Annotated in this window: 20 protein-coding genes; 9 read left to right on the top strand and 11 right to left on the bottom strand. The window is 43.4% G+C overall.

Features of this window, described 5'->3' with window-relative positions:
* The first annotated feature begins 79 nt into the window (after window positions 1-79).
* Window positions 80-1,978: a RecQ family ATP-dependent DNA helicase gene (locus tag AC59IL_RS18365; protein ID WP_496553637.1), complete on the top strand. Its 1,899-nt coding sequence runs from the start codon at window positions 80-82 to the stop codon at window positions 1,976-1,978.
* 1 nt (window position 1,979) lies between these two features.
* On the opposite strand, the gene AC59IL_RS18360 is transcribed toward AC59IL_RS18365, so the two are convergent.
* From AC59IL_RS18360 to AC59IL_RS18350, 3 genes are all read right to left on the bottom strand, one after another.
* Entirely contained in the window at window positions 1,980-2,873 is an 894-nt protein-coding gene (locus tag AC59IL_RS18360; protein WP_496553636.1) for a phosphatase PAP2 family protein, read from the bottom strand.
* A gap of 140 nt (window positions 2,874-3,013) precedes the next feature.
* Window positions 3,014-3,571 (bottom strand): ester cyclase, encoded by a 558-nt coding sequence (locus AC59IL_RS18355; RefSeq protein ID WP_496553635.1) that lies wholly within the window; start codon window positions 3,569-3,571, stop codon window positions 3,014-3,016.
* A 271-nt stretch (window positions 3,572-3,842) separates the two neighbouring features.
* A complete protein-coding gene (locus AC59IL_RS18350; RefSeq protein ID WP_496553634.1) occupies window positions 3,843-5,399 on the bottom strand; it encodes a helicase HerA-like domain-containing protein in 1,557 nt (518 codons plus the stop codon).
* 338 nt (window positions 5,400-5,737) lie between these two features.
* Here AC59IL_RS18350 and AC59IL_RS18345 point away from each other — a divergent pair, with 338 nt between their 5' ends.
* Window positions 5,738-6,133, top strand: a complete 396-nt coding sequence (locus tag AC59IL_RS18345; protein WP_496553633.1) for a hypothetical protein — start codon at window positions 5,738-5,740, stop codon at window positions 6,131-6,133.
* A 138-nt stretch (window positions 6,134-6,271) separates the two neighbouring features.
* On the opposite strand, the gene AC59IL_RS18340 is transcribed toward AC59IL_RS18345, so the two are convergent.
* On the bottom strand, window positions 6,272-6,643 hold the full coding sequence (locus AC59IL_RS18340; protein ID WP_496553632.1) for a co-chaperone GroES: 372 nt from the start codon (window positions 6,641-6,643) through the stop codon (window positions 6,272-6,274).
* 231 nt (window positions 6,644-6,874) lie between these two features.
* Between AC59IL_RS18340 and AC59IL_RS18335 the strand changes: the two genes are divergently transcribed.
* The gene (locus AC59IL_RS18335; RefSeq protein ID WP_496553631.1) at window positions 6,875-7,576 is read left to right on the top strand and encodes a response regulator transcription factor; all 702 of its coding nucleotides are present in this window, start codon (window positions 6,875-6,877) and stop codon (window positions 7,574-7,576) included.
* Window positions 7,577-7,714: 138 nt separating this feature from the next.
* Here the strand turns inward: AC59IL_RS18335 and ruvB are convergent, their stop codons facing one another.
* Window positions 7,715-8,749 carry a Holliday junction branch migration DNA helicase RuvB gene (gene ruvB, locus AC59IL_RS18330; protein WP_496553630.1) on the bottom strand — a complete coding sequence of 345 codons (1,035 nt, stop codon included), beginning with the start codon at window positions 8,747-8,749 and terminating at the stop codon, window positions 7,715-7,717.
* 152 nt (window positions 8,750-8,901) lie between these two features.
* Between ruvB and AC59IL_RS18325 the strand changes: the two genes are divergently transcribed.
* On the top strand, window positions 8,902-9,549 hold the full coding sequence (locus AC59IL_RS18325) for an NADPH-dependent F420 reductase (RefSeq protein WP_496553629.1): 648 nt from the start codon (window positions 8,902-8,904) through the stop codon (window positions 9,547-9,549).
* A gap of 140 nt (window positions 9,550-9,689) precedes the next feature.
* Window positions 9,690-9,974 carry a hypothetical protein gene (locus AC59IL_RS18320; RefSeq protein WP_496553628.1) on the top strand — a complete coding sequence of 95 codons (285 nt, stop codon included), beginning with the start codon at window positions 9,690-9,692 and terminating at the stop codon, window positions 9,972-9,974.
* Between the two features lie 98 nt (window positions 9,975-10,072).
* Here the strand turns inward: AC59IL_RS18320 and AC59IL_RS18315 are convergent, their stop codons facing one another.
* The gene (locus AC59IL_RS18315) at window positions 10,073-10,552 is read right to left on the bottom strand and encodes a DUF1203 domain-containing protein (protein WP_496553627.1); all 480 of its coding nucleotides are present in this window, start codon (window positions 10,550-10,552) and stop codon (window positions 10,073-10,075) included.
* Between the two features lie 227 nt (window positions 10,553-10,779).
* Window positions 10,780-11,484, bottom strand: coding sequence for a peptidoglycan DD-metalloendopeptidase family protein (locus AC59IL_RS18310; RefSeq protein WP_496553626.1), 705 nt, complete (start codon window positions 11,482-11,484; stop codon window positions 10,780-10,782).
* A 237-nt stretch (window positions 11,485-11,721) separates the two neighbouring features.
* Between AC59IL_RS18310 and AC59IL_RS18305 the strand changes: the two genes are divergently transcribed.
* Complete coding sequence (locus AC59IL_RS18305; protein WP_496553625.1) at window positions 11,722-11,868, top strand: hypothetical protein; 147 nt, start codon at window positions 11,722-11,724, stop codon at window positions 11,866-11,868.
* On the opposite strand, the gene AC59IL_RS18300 is transcribed toward AC59IL_RS18305, so the two are convergent.
* Window positions 11,869-12,339, bottom strand: coding sequence for a hypothetical protein (locus AC59IL_RS18300; protein ID WP_496553624.1), 471 nt, complete (start codon window positions 12,337-12,339; stop codon window positions 11,869-11,871).
* 313 nt (window positions 12,340-12,652) lie between these two features.
* On the opposite strand from AC59IL_RS18300, the gene AC59IL_RS18295 reads away from it, so the two are divergent.
* The gene (locus AC59IL_RS18295; protein ID WP_496553623.1) at window positions 12,653-13,690 is read left to right on the top strand and encodes a hypothetical protein; all 1,038 of its coding nucleotides are present in this window, start codon (window positions 12,653-12,655) and stop codon (window positions 13,688-13,690) included.
* A gap of 70 nt (window positions 13,691-13,760) precedes the next feature.
* On the opposite strand, the gene AC59IL_RS18290 is transcribed toward AC59IL_RS18295, so the two are convergent.
* The 3 genes from AC59IL_RS18290 to leuS form a co-directional block, all read right to left on the bottom strand.
* Complete coding sequence (locus tag AC59IL_RS18290; protein ID WP_496553622.1) at window positions 13,761-14,570, bottom strand: formylglycine-generating enzyme family protein; 810 nt, start codon at window positions 14,568-14,570, stop codon at window positions 13,761-13,763.
* 13 nt (window positions 14,571-14,583) lie between these two features.
* Window positions 14,584-15,324, bottom strand: a complete 741-nt coding sequence (locus AC59IL_RS18285) for a hypothetical protein (protein WP_496553621.1) — start codon at window positions 15,322-15,324, stop codon at window positions 14,584-14,586.
* A gap of 73 nt (window positions 15,325-15,397) precedes the next feature.
* Window positions 15,398-18,181, bottom strand: coding sequence for a leucine--tRNA ligase (leuS, locus tag AC59IL_RS18280; protein ID WP_496553620.1), 2,784 nt, complete (start codon window positions 18,179-18,181; stop codon window positions 15,398-15,400).
* 277 nt (window positions 18,182-18,458) lie between these two features.
* Here leuS and AC59IL_RS18275 point away from each other — a divergent pair, with 277 nt between their 5' ends.
* Window positions 18,459-19,334, top strand: coding sequence for a cell division protein FtsX (locus AC59IL_RS18275; protein ID WP_496553619.1), 876 nt, complete (start codon window positions 18,459-18,461; stop codon window positions 19,332-19,334).
* A 100-nt stretch (window positions 19,335-19,434) separates the two neighbouring features.
* Complete coding sequence (locus AC59IL_RS18270) at window positions 19,435-19,689, top strand: DUF3098 domain-containing protein (RefSeq protein WP_496553618.1); 255 nt, start codon at window positions 19,435-19,437, stop codon at window positions 19,687-19,689.
* The last annotated feature ends 149 nt before the right edge of the window (window positions 19,690-19,838 follow it).

Raw genomic sequence — 19,838 nt, 5'->3', positions numbered from 1 at the left:
AAACGGCAAACGGCAAAAAAAGCCGTGGTTTGAACCGTTTGATTTTCACGTTTCACGTTTTCCGTTTCACGTTTCACGCATGAATATTCATTCCATTTTAAAAGAATACTGGGGCTATTCCTCCTTCAGGCCTTTGCAGGAGGATGTCATTAATTCTATTTTAGAAGGCAACGACACGCTGGCGCTGATGCCAACAGGCGGAGGAAAATCGATCTGCTTTCAGATACCTGCCCTTGCTAAGAATGGATTATGCCTGGTGATTAGTCCGCTGATCGCTTTGATGAAAGACCAGGTCGATAACCTTCGTAGAAAAGGAATTACAGCCCATTCCATTTACTCGGGCATGAGCCGTAAAGAAGTGATCAATGTTTTAAAAATTGCCACCAACAGCAACTGTAAATTCCTGTATGTTTCGCCCGAACGGTTAGAAACTAAATTATTTAAAGAATACCTGCCGGCGCTGGATATCAATCTTATTGCGGTAGATGAAGCGCATTGTATTTCGCAATGGGGGTACGATTTCAGGCCACCCTATTTGCGTATTGCTGCCTTACGTGAAGAACTACCCGATATTCCGGTACTGGCGCTCACGGCATCGGCCACGCCCGATGTACAAAAAGACATTTGCGATAAGCTGCAGTTCACCCATCATAAAGTATTCAGCCGTACGTTCGAACGGCCCAACTTATCGTACAGTGTGTTTACTGTTGATTCAAAGATCAATAAGATCACAGAGATATTACAAAAAGTAAACGGCAGCAGCATTGTATATTGTAAAAGCCGCCGGCGTACGAAAGAGATCAGCGACCTGCTGAACATGCACGGCATTGTGGCCGATTTTTATCATGCCGGTCTTGAACAGGAAGCCCGCAGCCGTAAGCAGGCCGCCTGGATCGGCAATAAAATTCGTACAATAGTTTGCACAAATGCCTTTGGCATGGGCATCGATAAACCCGATGTTAGGGCGGTCATTCATGCCGATGTACCCGATTGCCTGGAAAATTATTATCAGGAAGCCGGACGTGCGGGGCGTGATGAAAAAAAATCATATGCAGTTCTGTTATACGATCACAAGGAGCTCGACGAGCTGCAGCAATTGCCCGATATCCGTTTTCCTACCCTTGATAACATTCGGCTTGTTTATCAATCGCTGATGAATTTTTTGCAAATTCCATCCGGTGCCGGTGAAGGCAATTACTACGATTTTGATTTTACCGATTTCATAAAAAAATTTAAGATAGATGTTCACCTCGCCATATATGCGATAAAAGCGCTGGAACAGGAAGGCTGGCTCAGCCATAATGAACAGATATTTTTACCTGCACGCATTCAGTTTGTAACCAATAAACAATGGTTATACGATTTCGAGAATGCCAATCCGCAACTGGAGCCTCTGATTAAAATACTGTTACGTACCTACGAAGGCATATTCGACATGCCCGTGAGTGTTCATGAAAAAAGCGTTGCCGGTTTGTTACGCAAAGAAGAAGAAGCTGTTATACGCGAACTGAAAATACTGCATGGCAATGCTATTATCGAATACATACCCCGTAAAGATACGCCTCAGGTGTATATGATGGTAAACAGGGTGAAGGCCGAAAACCTTTACATCAACATGGCAGGGTATGAAAAAAGAAAGCAACAATTTATTCAGCGCATACAAAAACTTATTGCATATATCGGGTATAAACAATGCCGCAGTCAATACATTGCTGTATATTTTGGCGACGAACAAACAAACCCGTGCAGGATCTGCGATACTTGTTTACAACAAAAAAACAGTGGACTTTCTACTGAAGAGTTTGAAAATATTTATCAGTCTGTTTTATCTGTCATCGATCATCAACCGGTATCAGGCGAAAAGTTGTTGCAACAACTCAATTATACCAATAAAGAAAAGTTGTGGAAAGTGCTTGATTTTCTGCAGGCAGAAAACAAGATTTATGTTGATAAAGATGGAAATGTTAAGCGGGTTTGATTTACAACATAGCAAGCACCTTTTTCTCAGACCGCTTTTTATGCCGCATACAGGTTATTTTGCCTGAAATATAACCCAATGCCAGCGCCAGCGGATAATCGCTGATCCAGTGTACATCGGTATTGATCATGGCCCAGCCGGTTAATCCTATAAACCCATAGCCTACAAACGGGATCCAGCTTTTTTCGGGATAATTTTCACGCAACACAGTTACGGTTGCCATCATGGTAGCCAGATGCCCTGATGGAAATGCATCGTAGTTGGATGTATTTACCTGGTATTCGTGAAAGGATGGCAACGGATGCCAGTCGCCGCCCGGATGCGTGCTCATAAAAGGACTTTGCCTGCCCGAAATACGCTTCAACACCTGTGTAGTAAGGCCCATCGTAATGAAGGTTTCGGTTAAATCGCTGGCAGTTTGCAATGCCCGGTAATCTTTGGCGAATTTTCCATATACGAATAAACCACCGGCCAGCATCATACTTGTACCCCCTTCGCCCATCTGGTATAATGCAGAATTGATATTCCTGGGCACTTTGAAGACCTTGGTTTCGCCCGACTTCAATACTACCCGGTAATCTGTTTCCGCATGTAACCCAATTTTACGCGAAACGGTTTTTACACCATCTGTTATGGCCTGGTCGAACGGAATAAGCGCACCTGTAGCCACGGCCACTGCAATTAGCCCTTTTGTATTCTCCTTTTTAAAAGGGCTTTTGGCAATTTGCCACAAGTCGTTGGGCACGTGTGTGATAAACCCAAAAGCGACGGGTTTTGAATATTGGTATTTTGAAGCGGAGCTGGAATCGATAACCTTTATTCCGGTGGTATCAGTTGCTACCTGCGCAGCAAGCCGAAAAGAACAAAACAGCAATAACCACCAGGAATTTCGCATAGCATTAGTTTAAAAAATTACAATTTTGCGGGCGAAATTAACTTTTACGGGTCATTCATTTTTTATCATTACGAATCATTAACAAAAAGTAAGCCCCGATCGTTCGTTGACCGGGGCTTAAGCGGAACGTAACTACTTTCTTATTTTTTTGGCGGCTGCACCCCTACCATCATCATCATCGTATTAGGCGATTGAATATTATGATGTTCAATAACTTTTCCGTCATCATTCAGTTTAAAAATATCTACATCTTTATATTTAAACGATTTATTAGTGGCCTTCATGCCCATAAAATCGTTTTTAAAGGTGCCTGTCCACTCGCCCCATACCCATACCCAATCATCTTCGGCAACATATTTCAGGTTATCGCCTTTAACATCCGGAAAAGCATTCATCCATGTTTGTATCATTTTAGCGATGCTGTCTTTCCCTTTAACCGGTTGCATGCTGCCATCGCCATAATCGGTACAGTCAGGCGCTGCATCTTTCAGCATATCGTTTACGTTGTGTGCAGCCATGGCATCAAAGCTGGCCATGACAATTTTTTTGTTACGTTCTTCTTTGTTTTCCATTTTGTTTCCGGTAGTGCCGGTGCTATCGGCATTCATTTTTTCATCGGTGCCGGCAGTTTTGTTTGCATCGTTACAGGCAATCAAAATGCCGGTTGAAAGAGCAAGCAATAAGAAGGCTTTCTTCATAATTGTTGTTTTTGATTTGAAAATATAAATAGCGTGAAAGGCTTGAAAACGGAAAGTCAGAAAGAATCACCGCCAATGATGCGAGTGTCTTTCATTCTTCCGGTCTTCCGGTCTTTCAGACTTTCGGACTTATTCAGTGGTACAATTACGGATATTACGCAGGAAGGTAAGGTTGTGGGCTTACGGATGTAAGTGGAACCCCGATGTGTTTCGAACTTGCCGTCTTCCGGTCTTCCGGTCTTCCGGACTTTCGGTCTTGCGGACTTTCTTCTTAAAACCAGCTATTCGATTTGCGGCGTGAGGAGCTTCTTCCTCCCAAACCCAACGCGCCCAGCAGGCTGCGGGTTATAACACTGGCAGCTGTACGCCCAATTTGGCGGGTAACAGGATTTTCAAGTACTTTTTCAAGGGTCGATTTTTCCTGCCGTGCAGCAGGTTTGGCCGATTCTTTTTGTTGCTCTGATTTTTGAGCGGCTTCTTCGAGTTTCGAAGTTAAAATTTCGCAGGCACTTTCCCTGTCTTCATCGGTGGCATATTTTTTAACCAGCTTCGACTGATTGATCAAAGCATCCATTTCGCTACCGGTTAAAACATCCATTCGTGAACGGGGCGGTACCAGCATGGTGTGTACAAGCGGGGAGGGAATCCCTTTTTCGTTCAGGGCAGTGATCAATGCTTCGCCAATACCAAGTTGGGTAAGCAATGTTTCTGTTTTATAAAATTCCGTTTCGGGATAATTTTCAGCAGCCTGTTTAATGGTTTTTCTATCAGCAGCAGTAAAAGCACGCAAAGCATGTTGCACTTTTAGCCCCAGCTGGCTTAATATTCCGGCCGGCACATCCTGCGGATTTTGGGTGCAAAAGAAAATGCCTACGCCCTTTGAGCGTATGAGCTTTATTACTGTTTCAATCTGATCGAGCAATGCAGTGGTGGCTTCATCAAAAACCAGATGCGCTTCATCAATAAACATCACCAGTTTTGGTTTATCAACATCGCCTGCTTCGGGTAAGGTTGCATACAGTTCGGCCAGCATTTGCAGCATAAAGGTCGAAAACAGTTTTGGACGGCTTTGCATATCCGTTACACGAAGCACATTGATAACCCCGCGACCATCATCGGCAATGCGCATCAGGTCGTCTATTTCAAAAGAGGGTTCGCCAAAAAACATATCGGCTCCCTGCTGTTGCAATTCAATTACTTTACGCAATATGGTACCCGTGCTGGTTGTAGCAATTTTACCATAGGATTGCTCAATCTCTTTCTTTCCTTCGTTGCTTATATATTGCAATACCTTGATAAAATCTTTCAGATCGAGCAATGGCATTTTATTGTCATCGCAGTATTTGAATATCAGCGACACCAGGCCTTCCTGGGTGCTGTTCAACGCTAAAATCTTTGATAACAGTATTGGACCGAATTCGGTAACTGTGGCACGCAACCGCACTCCCTTTTCATTGCTCAGGGTCATTAGCTCAACCGGAAAAGCTGTTGGTTTGTAGTCGCCTCCGATATGTGCAATCCGTTCTGTTACGGCATTATTGGCCGTGCCTGCTGCAGCAATGCCGCTCAAATCGCCTTTGATATCCATCAGTAAAACCGGAACGCTGGCATCGCTCAATGCTTCGGCGATCAGCTGCAGGGTTTTAGTTTTACCGGTACCGGTAGCTCCGGCAATCAGCCCATGGCGGTTCATTGTTTTTAGAGGCATAAAAATATTGGCACCTGCAACCACTTCACCATCTATCATGGCTGTACCAATTCGAAAAGATTCGCCTTTAAAGGTGTAGCTATCCTTCACTAACTGAGCAAATGCATCTTTACCAGGCATACCGGAATTTTAAGGGCAGAAAGATACATGATTGTCGTGAATCGGCAATCGATAATCGGGAAACGTAAAACGGCAAACGGCAATGAGCAGTTTCCGGTGTTCAGTTACCTGTTACAGGTTACAGGTCACAGGTTTCAGGTTTCACAGATCTTCTTTCATTATGATTTCATATTCTTTATTTGCAGCTGCATACCTGTACCCTGCAACTCATCTTACCTCCTGCTTCTTACTTCAAACCTCCGACATCTGTTAAAATTCCGTTAACCGGGGTAACAAAATATGCGGCTGATTTATGTACAGGTGTAAAACTTATTACAATAAATTAAAACCATTAAAAAATGAACCCGAAAAAAACACTATTAATGATAGCTGCATGCACCTTAATTTTCGCAGCCTGTAAAAAAGAAAAAGATGCTCCCCCGGCAAACCTTGGTGGCACTAACTGGAGTGATATAGCTGTTGTAAGTGGCACCACGTATGATCCCTTTAAGGTTGTATTTAATGCCGATGGCACTGCTACTATTACATTTAATGGAGTTTCACCTTTCAGCGGAACCTGGAACAAACCGGTTAACTCAAATAAGGTATACTTCTACTTTGATGTAAGCTCTACCAGCAAATGGAAAGGAGAAGGCAATTTAACCGAAGACAATATGAAAATTGAAAGCGGTGTATTAACGAGGCTCACTCCTTCGCTAATGACGTCAGGGACGTTTTCGCTGAAGAAGCAGTAGCCAGGCAGTAGGTAGTAGTGAATAGGCAATAAAAAAGGAGAAGCGTGCAAACTTCTCCTTTTTTATTTTTATCAGGGAATGAATCAGGGATTGCCACCACTATGCATTTTCAAATTTGCACATTTTCACATTTTCAAATTAAATATCCTCTTCCCTCTCCAGCATCAGTATGGCGCTTTGCGGCACGATATAATACTTTTCATTTTCGTATAATACTTCGGTAGCGCCGCTTAATAAAAAAATGGCCAGATCACCTTCCTTAGCCTGAAGGGGCACATATTTCACCTGTTCGTCGCTGCCTTTCCAGGTTTCTTCTTCAATCGGCATGGGAATAGCATAACCGGGGCCGGTTTTAATTACATAACCCTGCTGTACTTTTTCGCGTTCATGCACACCGGGCGGCAGGTATAAGCCGGTTTCAGTACGTTCATTCGGTTTGGCGGGACGAATTAAAACCCTGTCTCCAATGACAATAAGTTTTTTGAATTTGTTGTCAGTTGTCAATCGCATATAATCCAAAATTAGGCTGTAAAATTAACCAATAAATTACGCATCCGGTGCCGGCCTGATAAGCGGCCAACACATAGATAACGCATCTGATGGGTAACCTGCGGAGTCTAACCGTTCAACACACCCATCGGATGTATTACAAGGGGATTATTAACAAAATATTAGACGGCGATTGCCATTTTTGGTAAATGATTTAACTTTATTTACACTATCGAACTAAATCACATCACAATGGAAGGAAAGAAACCTAAAATTTTATTATGCGAAGACGATACGAACCTGGGGATGGTGTTGAAGAATTACCTCGAATTAAATGATTTTGATGTAACTCTGGAACGTGACGGTCGCCTTGGCCTTGCCGCTTTTCAACGCGAAAGGTTTGATCTTTGTTTACTTGATATAATGATGCCTCATATGGATGGATTCACCCTGGCGGAAGAAATCCGCGATGTTGATCCTGATATTCCCTTATTCTTTCTAAGTGCCAAAACCATGAAGGAAGATATTATTCAGGGATATAAACTGGGTGCAGACGATTATATAACCAAACCCTTTGATAGCGAAGTACTGTTACTTAAGATCAAAGCCATTCTGAAGCGTAACGAAGAAGTGAATAAGGAACAGGAAAATAAAGAATATGATCTGGGCGACTATCACTTCAATCCCAAATTACGTGAACTGAGCCACAGCGGTAAAACACAAACTTTATCGCCTAAGGAAAATGAGCTGTTGAAAATGCTGTGCGAACATATGAACGACCTGTTGCCACGCGAACAGGCCCTGAAAAAAATATGGGGCAGCGATACTTACTTCAACGGCCGCAGTATGGACGTATACATTGCCAAACTGCGTAAATACCTGAAAGACGACGACAGCATCGAAATCGTGAATATTCATGGTAACGGCTTCCGTTTGGTAGTTCCGGTAGCATAAGAAGGCACAAGTCGAAAACACAAGGCACACAAGAAAAATACAGGTCAAGGTTTAGCTGAATTATGTTTGGCTAAACCTTTTTCTTTATGTAGATGAGTTATTCACCATTGACCATTCACCATTGACCATTCACGACAATCATTCAAATAACAAACCCGCGCCACCGCTTCCCGGCGCTTTTCTTCCCAGATGTTCGTAGGCCTTATGCGTTGCTTCACGGCCACGGGGCGTACGCTTAATGAAACCTTCCTGAATTAAAAACGGCTCGTACACTTCTTCGAGCGTGCCGGTTTCTTCACCAACCGCTGTTGCAATGGTAGTAATACCAACCGGGCCGCCTTTGAACTTATCGACTATTGTTTGCAGAATACGGTTATCCATTTCATCAAGTCCGTGCTCATCAACATTCAGCGCCTTCAAACCATGCTGTGTAATGCCCAAATCAATAACACCGTTGCCCAACACCTGGGCAAAGTCGCGCATACGACGCAGCAATCCGTTGGCAATACGGGGGGTGCCGCGGCTGCGGCGGGCAATTTCGCCCGATGCATCGGAAGTGATTTTAGTGCCCAGAATGCCGGAAGAACGTTGTATGATCCCTTGCAGGGTTTCGGCCGTATAATATTCCAGCCTCGATTTAATGGCGAAACGCGATAATAAAGGAGCGGTCAACAATCCACTGCGCGTGGTAGCGCCGATTAACGTAAACGGATTGAGTGTAAGTTGTATACTGCGTGCATTTGGACCGGTATCGATCATAATATCGATGCGGTAATCTTCCATAGCCGCGTATAAATATTCCTCCACCACCGTGCTCAGGCGGTGAATTTCATCAATAAACAATACATCGCGCGATTCAAGATTGGTGAGCAAACCGGCCAGGTCGCCGGGTTTTTCTATGACTGGTCCGCTGGTTTCTTTAATATTTACTCCCAGTTCATTGGCCACAATACGGCTGAGCGTAGTTTTACCCAAACCGGGCGGGCCATGAAAAAGAACATGGTCCAGCGCCTCGCCGCGTATTTTGGCAGCCTTGATAAAGATCCTCAGGTTTTCAATGATCTGCGCCTGACCCGAAAAATCGATCATTTCGCGTGGCCTGATATTATTCTCAAACTCTTTATCAGCCGCACTGAGCGTTTCTTTATTATTATTCAAATTGGGATTGGCCATTGGTGTGCATGTTCTTTATAAAAACTAAACTACGCAAATGTACACAGAAACAGAAATTCACTACCTTACTATATGTTATACATGCGGTAAAATCCCCTTTAATTCCTGCCCTTAACTTTGTGCTACATTAATCATTAATAAAAAAATACATTATGAACATCGGCATCATAGGCTCAGGAGATGTAGGCCAAACGCTTGCCGCCGGCTTTTTAGCCGAAGGTCACGAAGTAATGCTGGGCACCCGCAACCCGGGAAAAGAAGAAGTGAAAAAATGGAAACAAAATAACCCCAAGGGACAAACGGGAACTTTTGGCGTAACTGCCCAGTTTGGCGACATTCTGGTATTGGCAGTTGCGGGATCTGCAGCCGAATCGGCCATCAAACTGGCGGGCACATCGCACTTTACCAATAAAATTCTTATCGATGCTACCAATCCCATTGCAGCGGCGCCACCCGAAAACGGTGTGCTTAAATTTTTTACCGATCTGAACGAATCGCTGATGGAAAGAATTCAACGGTTAATTCCAAATGCCAAAGTGGTAAAAGCGTTTAATTCAGTTGGTAATGCCCTGATGTATAAGCCGGCTTTACCTGGCGGAACGCCAACAATGTTTATTTGTGGTAACGATGACGGGGCCAAAAAAACGGTTACCGATATTTTAACTTCATTTGGCTGGGAAACAGAAGATTTGGGTAAAATAGAAGCTGCACGCGCCATTGAACCGTTGTGTATTTTGTGGTGTATACCCGGCTTTTTGCGAAACGACTGGGTGCATGCGTTTAAACTATTAAAAAAGTGATATTCAAATTAGATTGTGCATACTGCTTTAATGAACAGTTACAAGTTACAAGTTGCAGGGTCCAGGGTCACGTACTTTGAATAACTCCCTGCCATTTGAATACCCTGTAACCTGTAACTTGTAACCTGAAACCTTAATAAATGAACTTCGAAGCTTTTCATCAAAGTCTTACCACTGGTGCGCCGCCGTCTGACAGCAGCGTATATCTTCAATCGCTATGGCACGATGCCAAAGGCGATTGGGAACAGGCACATACGCTTATTCAGGATGTAAACGATAAGCGGGCAGCCTGGATACATGCCTACCTGCATCGCCGTGAGGGCGACGTATGGAACGCCAATTACTGGTATACCAAAGCCGATAAACGCATGCCCGGTTATTCGCTTGAACAGGAATGGGAAGAGATTGTGAAGGCTATGCTGTAACAAGTCCGAAAGTCAGAAAAGACCGAAAGTCCGAAAGACAAATACTATTTGAACATCATTCTTCCGGACTTTCCGACTTCCGGACTTCCGGACTTATATTACACTCTCTCAATTTTGCATATATAACACCCCGCTTCGGCATTGCGTGCATGCAGGTATTCCACTTCGGAATATAGCTCGAATATACTCGGTATCAGTTCGTCTACATCATCATCGCCTACCAGTTGGGTAAACACCATCATCTGATTGCTATCATACCCGATCAGGGATAAGGGAAAACTTTTTTTATTGGCTTTTATTTCGGGCGGAAAACGATAAATATCCGTGTACTCTTCTACATCTTCTTTATTAATAAAAACAGGTCCCGGCTGGTTAAACGCATTGTCGATGGCAAACGGACTATGACTAATCAATATACGTTTATCAACTCCTTTCGTGAATGGTTTTAACGACACCCTGCAGGGCCCCGATCCGGTAGCCACCTGTTCAACAATAGCATGACCGAATTCATCTTTACCGGTTGCGCGTATTTGCGCCGCATATGCTTTTGATAATGGAACAATTTTAAACTTCTTCATATTGCTGATTTATGAAGTAAAATTGCGTCATGTAGCAGCGAAAATCAACCCGGTTATTGCTATAATAGTCCGAAAGTCCGGAAGACAGAAAGACCGGAAGATGAGAAGCTGTGAAGTTATCTAAGGTTTTTTCTTTCGGACTTCCGGACTTTCCGACTTTCGAACAAAACACTAAACACGATCAAAACCGCAGGTTCTTCTGACTTCCGACTTCATACTTCCGACTTCTACAGGTACCGGTTCAACTGCAAAATATAATCGGGATCGGGACAGTTGATGAGGTATTTATCTCTTTCAGAGAATTTGCACACACCCGGATAATCGCCTTCTTTCAATTGCATATCGAGTATAACCTGAAAGTGCAGGTGTGGCGGCCAGTGGCCGTTTTCTTTTGGTTCGCCAAAATGCGCAATGGCCTGGCCGATACTAACGTACTGACCAGCCGAAATGCTTTGTATATCGCGCAGGCTTAAATGCCCGTATAAAGTATAAAAAGGTTGTCCATCTAACTGATGCAATAAAATTAACGTTGCCCCGTAGTCGCCGTACTGATCATTAAAAGCAAAACTGTGTACCATGCCGCCCATAAAGGCGTAAACAGGCGTACCGGCCGGCCCCCATATATCAACACCTAAATGTAAACGCCGGGGCTCTTCGCCGGGTTGATTGCCATCGAAGTGGCGGCTGACGCTGTAAATGGTCCTGTGCTCGGCATAACCGCCAATGCCGAATTTGCACCCGGCAGTTTGCAGCTTTTTTGAAATGTAGTTGCTAAAAATACTTTCATCCTCCAGTATTTCAGCAGTAAGCTCTTTATTCTGCTGTGTAAAATCAAGCGGTAACAAACGTTCGGTTGCGGCATTAAAGGGCACCACAGGGCGAAATGTAGATTGATACTTTCGGATAATATTTTCAAATGATAGCGGCGACATCGGGCTTTTGAGTTGTAATTGACTAATAATCAGTATTATTAAACAAATATTTTTTTTATAAATTGATGACGTTCGGCCATCAAACAGCATCTCGTTAATAATCAAGCACTAATAACCGAAAATCTAAGCTTATTTATGATTAAAATTTCGTGAAACAGTCATTTTATCACAAATACGGCATTACAAATTATAAAATGGCATAATTTCTGGGTAGTTAGTAATAAAAATAAGCAGCGCATGGATACGTGGACGATTATATTTTATTTGGTACTGGCTGCAACGATTGTTTCGTATACCATTCTGATGAACTATAAAAAAGATCGGAATGAATTTATGGAAACAGGAGAGAAGAGCGATAATAAGAAAGATGGTACACAGCTGTAATTACATTACGTGCTCTGTTTGAAACAATTCATCGTAATTGATCGAAATATTCTTCACAAGTTTCTCTTCCAGCATATCGGCCATTGTTTCGAAATACACGATCACATTTTCGCGTATATTTCGTTTTAACCATTTGAAACCACCGGGTAAACGATTGAGTACTTCGCGGTCTTCGAGGTACTCAATATTGTGAATATCCGTAGGGGTTAGTCCAAGTTGTTGCAGTTTTGTTAACAGTACACCAATGGGTGCATTGGATACCGAACAGCTTTCTTCAGCCAGCTCCGTCCACTCACCGATACCTGAATGTGCATATGTAAGTATTTCTTCCTTCGATAACTGCGTAGTGGCCTGCAATAAATGTCCGCAATTACAGGCGCCATGATGTCCCCAGGCATAATAATTGCCCTGTTTCAGCCCGTCGGCGGCTTTGCGCAAGCCCCGTATCAAAGCCAGTGTTGAATGTGCCATATGCTAATTTCCTATTAAAACAGCTTATTTAAAAGATTTGTTTAACCATGAGCGGAGTCGAAGGGGCGAGTTTAAAATTGCATCCTGCGGCTGTTAAAAACCCTGAGCGGAGTCGAAGGGCCGTCGAGCGGCTCTGAGCGCAGTCGAAGAGCTAATTTAAATCGCATTTCGACTTACGCTCAATGCTTTCAATCAGATCCTTCGACACTTCGACTACGCTCAGCGCAAGCCCTCAGGCCTGTTAAATGAAACCTAAAGCAAAATATTACCCGCCGCAGGGCGTTGTAAACAATAACCCAAAAAATCAATCGCCTTGAAAACATCCAAAGCACGTTGGTTTGGCCTGATAGCAATTTGTTTCTTTATTTTACCGGCAAAAGCACAAACCATTACCGGCGCCTGGAAAGGAAAAATCGGTTCGGCCCACACCGAACTGAAACTCATTAAAAAAGGCGACAGCCTGTTGGGCACCTCCTATTATTATACTTCGCGCAGTAATTACATCAGGTATGCTGTAAAAGGATATTTCGATCCTAATTCAAACAGTGTGGTTTGGTGGGATGAAGATATGCTCGAAGACAGACTATCGGGAAAACTGTTCGGAGCCGATAAGGAAGCATTGTTGTCCGTTGCTGATTTTAACTGTCCGGGTGAAGATAAAATGCGGCTTGATGGAGAAAGTACCGAACGCGATGACAAAAACAAACCCAAAGGAACGGTAACCCTGCAAAAAGTTACTTCTTCAACTTTCCCCGATGAATGGGATTTTGTGATAGAGAATTATATATACGGCGCCAATGATCCCGAAATAATCGACAGTATTGCCAGGCTTCACCAGGTAGTAGCTGCTATTCCTGAAGAAAGAGAAGAAAGTACGCTTCATAGCACGTCTGTGAAACCGGTAAAGAAAAACGAATCTTCCATTGCGGTTACTGCGCCACCGGTAGTTGAAAAGAAAACACCGGCTGCCCCGGCCACCACAGCGCAACAAAAATATACAAACCGCGAAAAAAAGCTGGCAACGGTTATTCCCATCACCGGCGATTCAATTGAATTAAAGTTTTATGATAATGCGGTAGTAGATGGCGATTCAATAGCTGTTTTCCTGAACGACCGCATGGTGTTTGAACATGTTCGGTTGAATAATAAACCCTATACTATTAAGTTATCAGTTCAGGATCTGGGCGAAGATAATGAAATGGTAATGGTAGCCGAAAACCTTGGCACTATACCACCAAATACATCTTTAATGGTTGCCGTTGTAGATGGCCAGCGCTACGAAGCACGACTTGAAAGCACCGAGAACAGCAGTGCGCTGATTCGGTTTATTAAGAAGAAGCCGAAAAAGTAATAAGTGATAAGTCATAAGTAAATGCAGGCACCCATGCTAAATGGAGGCCGCGAAACTTATAACTTACAACTTAAAACTTAGAACTTAATAGCTTACAACTCCTAAATCCCTGATTGCTGAAAGACGCATGTATATGAACGCGGCCGATATCGGCGCTGTTGAAGAAGTGACAACTGTTGCGGCTGCACCACCACGAACCGCCGCGGGCATGAGCAATGGCAGGGTGTTCATCGGCTGTTAGTTTGCCTGTACAAAACTCAAATACATTTCCATACATATCGTACAAACCATATTTATTGGCCGTAAAACTGGCTACGGGCGCCGTGTACATATAGCCATCTGAACTATCAGCTACTTCATGATTTCGGCCCAGCCATATGTTGGCATACCTGCTAATAGCTTCATCGGTTTTACCGAAAAAATAATCATCTTCTGAACCTGCCCGGCAGGCTATCTCCCACTCCTGTAAAGTTGGCAACCGAACTTCAGCCCATTTACAATAAGCCAAAATATCGCTGTAACTGATACAGGTTACGGGATGGTTCATTTTATTGTCAATACCACCCCTGCTAACGCCATTGGGAAACCGCCAGTAAGCAGTGGTATCGTTGAGCCATTTAAATTCTTTTAAACCCGGTTCAAATACCATGGCATTGTGCATTCGCTCAGCATCGGTTTTGTAACCGGTTGCTTTTACAAAAGCTTCAAATTCCTGATTGGTAGTTTCGGTAGCGGCTATATAAAAACTATTTACAGTAACCTTGCGACGGGGATTTAAAACATATCCTTTTTTGCCAATGGTATAGGTGCCTTTGGGAATTAATACAAACTGTTTGCTGTTTTGCGGGTATACGGTAGCACCACAAACCATTAACAGCATAACCGGTATTATTCTAATGCTTAAGTCCATTATAAAAATCGGTAGCACGTTGAAATATCAGGTCTTCATTGGCTTTATTGTAAACAAGAAAAGCCTGAAAATCGGTGTTGTCGCTATACAGTTTTTTATGCGAAATGGAGGCCATAAACGGAGGATATTTGTTATTCTCCATCAGCAGCAACAAAACAGTCAGAATATCATGGTCCTTTTTTACCGCTTTATTATAGGTGGCAATAAGAAAAGGGATCATTTCGGTGCCATTTATTTCAACAATCGCCTCTTTGAAGTTTACGCCAATACGGTTGCTTTTCGAAATGCATTCTTTCATCAATTTCATTACCGAATCGCGATTAGCCTTAAAAAATGCAATCTGCCTGTCGCTCCATTCCTCTTCGTCATAATAATCCGGCAACCGCCCAAAGATCTTTTTATGCTCGTCCTGTATCGGCGGAAAAGCATCGCAGATCTGGCTATACGATTCAGGATGGGTCATGTGATAGGTAAACTTTTCACGAAAAGAAAGAGACTGGTATACTTTGGCAGGCAGTTCTGTAATGCCTTCTTCATCTGATTTTAAACCCGGAATCAGACTTTTGATCTTCTTCAGGCCATAGGGAGGCTCCGATGATTCCACCCTGTATTCATGATACGCCTGGCTTTCTTTACTGGCTGGTTTATACAGATTAGCATCCTGCGCCTTTAAAGAAAAAGCTGCCAGTATCGCTAAAACCGTGAAGGCGGTATATTTTTTCATTGGAGTAAGGTTTTATTTTTCAGCTGTTTAACGAAAAGGTGAGCCACCCCGGTCAGCGTTCCCCACCTTTTCGTTAAACCACTACATTCACCATTTTGCCCTTTACAAAAATGATTTTTTTATGCGGCTTGCCTTCGAGCCATTTTTGAATGACGTCGTTGCTCAATACAATCTTTTCTACATCTTCCTGCGGCGTATCGAGCGCTATATGAATGGTGGTTCGCAGTTTACCATTCACTGAAACAGGATATTCCTTGCTGCTTTCGATTAAATAACTCTCGTTCAATTTCGGAAACGAAGCATCCAATATCGACGTGGTATTGCCCAGCAAATGCCATAATTCTTCGGCAATATGCGGCGCATACGGCGTAAGCAATATCAATAATGATTCAAGAATTTCTTTTTTATGGCACTTTAATTCGTTAAGCTCATTTACACAAACCATAAAAGCACTAACACCGGTATTGAAAGAAAACCGTTCGGTATCGTCTTCAATTTTCTTAATGGTTTTGTGCAACACTTTTAATTCGGCCGGCGTAGCTTTTTCTTCATTCCATAATTTCCCTTTCATTTCGTCGTAAAACAAACGCCACAATTTTTTCAGGAAGCGATGCACCCCTTCAATGCCTTTGGTTTCCCAGGGTTTGCTTTGTTCAACCGGGCCCAAAAACATTTCATACATGCGAAAGGTATCGGCGCCATACCGGTTTACCACAACATCGGGGTTTACCGTATTATATAAGCGCTTACTCATTTTTTCAACCTCGGTGCCACATATATATTTGCCATCTTCCAATACAAATTCGGCATTTTCATATTCAGCCCGCCATTCTCTGAACGACGTAATATCCAGTTCCACACCATCTACGATGTTAACGTCAACATGTATTGCGTCTATTTGATACTGATCTTTTAAACCGTACGATACAAATTTATTTGAACCATGCACGCGGTATACAAAACGGCTGCTGCCCTGTATCATTCCCTGGTTCACCAGCTTTTTATACGGCTCATCATGACCAATATACCCGAGGTCGAATAATACTTTCGTCCACATGCGGCTGTACAACAGATGCCCTACGGCATGTTCGGTGCCGCCGATGTATAAATCAACCTGGCCCCAGTAATCACTGGCCTGGCGGCTGCAAAATTCAGCCCCGTTATGGGGGTCCATATAACGGAGGAAGTACCACGAAGAACCGGCATAACCGGGCATGGTATTGGTTTCGAGGTCGCGTTCCGTCCACTCAGGAATGTTGGCCAGCGGCCCCTCTCCTTCGGGTCCCGGTTTATAACTATCAACATGCGGTAATTCCAATGGCAATTCGCTTTCGGGTAAAGGATAAGCGATGCCGTTTTTCCATTGTACCGGAAACGGTTCGCCCCAGTACCGCTGACGGCTGAAGGCCGCATCGCGCATTTTATAGTTCACCTTGCGAAAGCCAATACCCATTTCTTCGATCTTATTCACCACCACTTCAATGGCATTACGCATAACCATGCCGTTCAAAAACTCAGAGTGTTCGAGTATGGCATCTTTGGTAGGATTGGCTTCCTTACCATCATAATGCGAGCCTATAATATTGGTGATGGGAATACCAAAATGTTGTGCAAACTTATGATCGCGTTCATCGCCACAGGGCACGGCCATAATGGCGCCGGTACCATAACCGGCCAGTACATATTCACTGATCCAAATGGGAATTTTCATGCCATTGAACGGATTTAAAGCAAAGGCTCCGGTAAACACCCCGGTGATCTTTTTCTCGGCCATACGCTCGCGCTCGCTGCGACTTTTAACGTAGGTGATATATTCTTCAACCGCCTTTTTTTGTTCGGCCGTTGTGATGGTTTCAATCAATTCATGTTCGGGCGCAATAACCATAAAGTCAACCCCAAAAATGGTATCGGGCCTGGTGGTGTACACCCTTAATTTGTGCTGAACGGCAGTCGAAGCATTGGCTATGTCAAAATCAATTTCCGCCCCATAGCTTTTGCCGATCCAGTTCGTTTGCATTTCTTTCATCGCGTCACTGAATTCGATCAGCTCCAACCCTTCGAGCAAACGATCGGCGTATTCGGTAATGCGCAAATACCACTGACGCAGTTTTTTCTTTACCACAGGGTAACCGCCGCGTTCACTTACGCCGTTCACCACTTCGTCGTTGGCCAAAACGGTACCGAGCGCTTCGCACCAGTTCACTTCGCCATAACCGCAATAGCCAAGGCGGTATTCCATTAAAATATCCTGTTGTTCTTTTTCAGAAAAAGCCTTCCATTCTGCTGCAGTAAAAACCCGCTTCCCTGTTTTTGGGATTTGAAATTTGTCATTTGGAATTTCATACCCGGCATTTCCTTCCTTTTCGAAAATGGCAACCAGGTTCGAAATTTGATCGGCCTTTTTGGTTTTCCGGTTATACCATCCGTTGAATAATTGCAGGAAGATCCATTGCGTCCATTTATAGTATTTGGGGTCGCTGGTACGGAATTCCCGGTCCCAGTCGAAACAAAAACCGATATTATCGAGCTGCCGGCGAAAATTGGCAATATTCTGTTCGGTGCTAACAGCGGGGTGAACGCCATGCTCTATGGCATACTGTTCGGCCGGCAACCCAAATGCATCGATGCCCATGGGATGCAGCACGTTGAAACCTTTTAAACGTTTGAACCGGCTGTAAATATCACTGGCAATATAACCCAGCGGGTGACCTACGTGTAGTCCGGCGCCACTGGGATAGGGGAACATATCCAAAACATAATATTTCGGTTTCGGGGAGTTGTTGCTCACTTTATACGCGCCCGATTCCTTCCACTGTGCCTGCCATTTTTTTTCAATATCCCTGAAATTGTATTCCATGTTAGTTCTTAGTTCTATGTTCTTGGTTCTGAGTTTTTAGTTTCTCCTATAATCCATTTGCATCCCGCATTTGCGGAACATATTTTGCTCATTTTCACATTGAATTGACTATCAAACGTTGAGGAAACGTTAAAAGTAATTCACTTTTGAAATTTTCAGGACATTTCCATCGTTTAGGAGGATGTCAAAAATACGGATTTCAACCGTTTAACCGGGATAAAACCGTTATTTTTGCCGCTCTTTGGTGTATTATCATCCCTTCAAAAACTAAAATTACATGGCGCAATTCGGAAAAGCATCAGCAAAGCGTTCCAAACCCTCTTACTTTATGGCCATTTTAGGGGTTACCATCGTGCTATTTTTTGTAGGCGTTTTTGGGTGGCTGTTACTTAATGCAAGCCGCTATACCGAGGAACTGAAAGAAGATATCAAGATCCAGGTATACCTGCGCCGAAGTGTAACGCAGACCGACGTAGATTCCCTGATGCAGTACATAAAGTCGCGCCCCTATACCAAATCAGTAGAATACATCGACAAGGAAACCGCCAAAAAGCAATGGATGGACAAAGGCGAAACCGATTTTCAGGAGCTGCTTGAAGAAAACCCGCTGCCGGCCTCCATCGACTTCAATCTGAAGAACATGTATGTGCAAAAAGATACGATCGCAGCTATCAAGGCCGACCTTGAGCAAAGGCAGCTGGTAATAGAAAGCGTTAAGTATCCGGCTTTTGTGGTTGAAAAAATGGGATCATCGGTGCGTGCGGGGCTCATCGTATTTGCCTCCCTGGCCGCCCTGTTCTGTATATTATCTATTGTACTTATTGATAATACTATACGCCTGGCCATGTACAGCAACCGTTTTTTGATAAAAACCATGCAAATGGTAGGCGCCACCCGTGGGTTTATAGCCCGGCCATTGAATATGCGGGCCGTTTTAAACGGATTGATCGCCGCCCTGATATCTATCAGCCTTATTTACGGATTGATGCTGCTGTCGGAATATTTTCTTCCTTATCTGCGCGACCTGCGCGATAACAGCAAAGTGGTGATCCTGTTTGGCTTTTTGATATTACTGGGCATCAGTATTACTTTGTTCAGCACGTACCGCAGCGTGGTGAAATACCTGAAAATGAAGCTCGACGAACTCTATTAATATTGAATATCGAATATTGAATGTCGAGCTTCGAAATTCAAAATTCGATATTCGACATTCGATATTTCAAGTTATATTGCGCACCTAATAAATTGGTCCCATGAAGGAACAAAAAAAACAACCCGCTACTACCGCCAGCCTGTTTACGAAAGACAACTATATCTGGATGATTGCCGGTATAGTACTTGTTTTGATTGGAATTGTTTTAATGTCGGGCGGTAAAAGCGACGATCCCAATATGTTCAAAGAAAATGAAGTGTACAGCGTTCGCCGTATAACCATTGCACCTATTCTTATTTTGCTGGGACTGGGCATTGAAGTGTATGCCATTTTTAAGAAACCGAAGAATAGTTGATTAGTTGATCAGTTGAAAAGTTTATTAGTTAATACAAGCGATGCCTGCACAGTATCGCTTTCTTTGTTTTAATAAACTTATCAACCTGTTAACATGTCAACTTATTAACCAGGCAACCTATCAACTTGTCAACTTAACTGATCAACCAA

Source organism: Niastella sp. sgz303648, assembly GCF_059587045.1.
Note: the sequence above shows the minus strand (reverse complement) of the source record. Positions and strands in the feature narration are given on the sequence as shown.

Coding starts and splice junctions, on each gene's coding strand:
- AC59IL_RS18365 (WP_496553637.1), top strand. CDS start 80: ATGAATATTCATTCCATTTTAAAAGAATACTGGGGCTATTCCTCCTTC.
- AC59IL_RS18360 (WP_496553636.1), bottom strand. CDS start 2,873: ATGCGAAATTCCTGGTGGTTATTGCTGTTTTGTTCTTTTCGGCTTGCT.
- AC59IL_RS18355 (WP_496553635.1), bottom strand. CDS start 3,571: ATGAAGAAAGCCTTCTTATTGCTTGCTCTTTCAACCGGCATTTTGATT.
- AC59IL_RS18350 (WP_496553634.1), bottom strand. CDS start 5,399: ATGCCTGGTAAAGATGCATTTGCTCAGTTAGTGAAGGATAGCTACACC.
- AC59IL_RS18345 (WP_496553633.1), top strand. CDS start 5,738: ATGAACCCGAAAAAAACACTATTAATGATAGCTGCATGCACCTTAATT.
- AC59IL_RS18340 (WP_496553632.1), bottom strand. CDS start 6,643: ATGCGATTGACAACTGACAACAAATTCAAAAAACTTATTGTCATTGGA.
- AC59IL_RS18335 (WP_496553631.1), top strand. CDS start 6,875: ATGGAAGGAAAGAAACCTAAAATTTTATTATGCGAAGACGATACGAAC.
- ruvB (WP_496553630.1), bottom strand. CDS start 8,749: ATGGCCAATCCCAATTTGAATAATAATAAAGAAACGCTCAGTGCGGCT.
- AC59IL_RS18325 (WP_496553629.1), top strand. CDS start 8,902: ATGAACATCGGCATCATAGGCTCAGGAGATGTAGGCCAAACGCTTGCC.
- AC59IL_RS18320 (WP_496553628.1), top strand. CDS start 9,690: ATGAACTTCGAAGCTTTTCATCAAAGTCTTACCACTGGTGCGCCGCCG.
- AC59IL_RS18315 (WP_496553627.1), bottom strand. CDS start 10,552: ATGAAGAAGTTTAAAATTGTTCCATTATCAAAAGCATATGCGGCGCAA.
- AC59IL_RS18310 (WP_496553626.1), bottom strand. CDS start 11,484: ATGTCGCCGCTATCATTTGAAAATATTATCCGAAAGTATCAATCTACA.
- AC59IL_RS18305 (WP_496553625.1), top strand. CDS start 11,722: ATGGATACGTGGACGATTATATTTTATTTGGTACTGGCTGCAACGATT.
- AC59IL_RS18300 (WP_496553624.1), bottom strand. CDS start 12,339: ATGGCACATTCAACACTGGCTTTGATACGGGGCTTGCGCAAAGCCGCC.
- AC59IL_RS18290 (WP_496553622.1), bottom strand. CDS start 14,570: ATGCTGTTAATGGTTTGTGGTGCTACCGTATACCCGCAAAACAGCAAA.
- AC59IL_RS18285 (WP_496553621.1), bottom strand. CDS start 15,324: ATGAAAAAATATACCGCCTTCACGGTTTTAGCGATACTGGCAGCTTTT.
- leuS (WP_496553620.1), bottom strand. CDS start 18,181: ATGGAATACAATTTCAGGGATATTGAAAAAAAATGGCAGGCACAGTGG.
- AC59IL_RS18275 (WP_496553619.1), top strand. CDS start 18,459: ATGGCGCAATTCGGAAAAGCATCAGCAAAGCGTTCCAAACCCTCTTAC.
- AC59IL_RS18270 (WP_496553618.1), top strand. CDS start 19,435: ATGAAGGAACAAAAAAAACAACCCGCTACTACCGCCAGCCTGTTTACG.